Here is a 1,802-nt window from a genome sequence, read left to right as displayed (position 1 = left end):
GAATGATGTGGTGGTCGCAGAAGGCGACCTGATCGTCCGGCGCGAAGGGACTGCGGGCGTCATCCGGCTCAACCGGCCGAAGGCAATCAATGCCCTGAGCTTGGAGATGGCCCTGGGGGTCGACGCCGCGCTGGACCGGTTCGAGAACGATCCCGATATCGCGGTCGTGCTGTTGGAAGGTGCCGGCGAGCGCGGCCTATGTGCCGGCGGTGACATCCGCGGGCTCTATGAGAGCTCGACGGCGAAGGGAGACCTCGGCAAGGTCTTCTGGCGGCAGGAATACACCTTGAATGCGCGGATCGCGAAGTATCCGAAGCCCTATGTCGCGTTCATGGATGGCCTGGTCATGGGGGGCGGCATCGGGCTATCCGCGCATGGTCGGCACCGGATCGTCACCGAGCGCACCAAGCTCGCGATGCCGGAGGTGGGAATCGGCATTTTTCCGGATGTAGGAGGAACATGGTTGTTCTCACGAGCGCCCGGAGAGCTTGGCACCTATTTGGGCCTGACGGGAAGCGTCATGAATGGGCCAGACGCCATATTTGCCGGCCTTGCCGATGCGGTGGTTCCGTCCAATAAGCTCGGCGATCTGCGCGAAGCGCTGATCAATCTGCGCCCGGGAACGTTGCAGGAGGAGTTGAAGACGCAGATCGAACGATTTGCGACGGGAGAAACATCCGGACCAATAGCTTCGCTCAGGCACCAAATCGATGAATGGTTTGCCTATGACAGCCTGGAGGAGATTGTCGGTGCGCTGCGGAGAAGCGGCTCAGAGCCGGCTCTGTCGACGCTGAGAGCGCTAGGCGGAAAATCGCCGCGCGCCATGAAGGTGACGCTGCGATTGCTTCGGCTGGCGCGGCTATCGTCTTCGCTGGAGGAGTGCCTGGTGCGCGAGTATCGCGCTGCGCTGGAAGCGTTCCGCACCGATGATTTCCGTGAGGGCGTCCGCGCGGCCGTGATCGACAAGGATCGCAAGCCAAAATGGTCTCCCGCCTTCATGGAAGATGTCACGTCAGAAATGATCGAGCCCTACTTCGCCGCAATCGGCGCCGACGAACTGACGTTCTCGAACGGAAAATGAAGCGCGCCAACGGGTGGAACTCTCGGCAGCCGTCGCATTCGCCGGATCGGCAATATGGGCGGATCGATCGCCGCGCGGCTGTAGCGAAGAGCGCGCGCATCGTCATCGCCACGTTGCCCGTTAGCTCGCACATGATTTGTAGGATTGAAGACCTCGCGGGAGACGCGACGGAAGATCGCCTGGAAGCCAAAGCGGCTTTTGGGAGAGGTGAACTCCACCTGGAGAAACTGGTTCAGCGGTCGTGGCGTTTCGCCGGAAAACAATCGGCGTCCAAACCGCATTCAACAGCCGAGTGACGACAGGAGTTACGCAAATGATTGCATCTTACGATAGTGCCGAACTGCGGCGCCCGGAGGATCGGGAAGCCGAAGATTTCGTCCAACTCAAGGAGGTTCTTCGGAAAGCCCTCCTGCTCCCGTATTACGCGACTGCTATGCGGGACGAATGTCCCGACCTTGTCGATAATCGCGAAGTATTGGCCGCGCTTCCAGTCACTCGTAAATCCGATCTTGTTCAAATCCAAAAGTCGAGCAGTCCGTTTGGCGGTATGCTGAACCATGCCCCCGCAATCGCCTCACATCTTTTCGTCTCTCCCGGACCTATTTTTGAGCCCGAAATTGATCGCCCGGATCCATGGAATGGAGCACGAGCGTTGTTCGCAGCCGGATTTCGGTCGGGGGACGTCGTACTAAACACATTCAGCTATCATTTGACGCCTGGC

Annotated in this window: 2 protein-coding genes and 1 pseudogene; all 3 read left to right on the top strand. The window is 59.7% G+C overall.

Annotated features, from left to right (window positions below; genetic code table 11):
- The first annotated feature begins 7 nt into the window (after positions 1-7).
- On the top strand, positions 8-1,081 hold the full coding sequence (locus AC630_RS42545) for an enoyl-CoA hydratase/isomerase family protein (protein WP_074124430.1): 1,074 nt from the start codon (positions 8-10) through the stop codon (positions 1,079-1,081).
- Positions 1,078-1,377, top strand: a complete 300-nt coding sequence (locus AC630_RS45105) for a hypothetical protein (protein ID WP_143198794.1) — start codon at positions 1,078-1,080, stop codon at positions 1,375-1,377. Before AC630_RS42545 ends, AC630_RS45105 begins: the two co-directional genes overlap by 4 nt.
- 17 nt (positions 1,378-1,394) lie before the next feature.
- Positions 1,395-1,802 (top strand): annotated as a pseudogene (locus AC630_RS46590) (phenylacetate--CoA ligase family protein); the annotation flags it as partial.

It is taken from the genome of Bradyrhizobium sp. AS23.2 (assembly GCF_001908185.1).
Lineage (GTDB): Bacteria > Pseudomonadota > Alphaproteobacteria > Rhizobiales > Xanthobacteraceae > Bradyrhizobium.
This window is presented reverse-complemented; position numbering and strand designations above follow the sequence as displayed.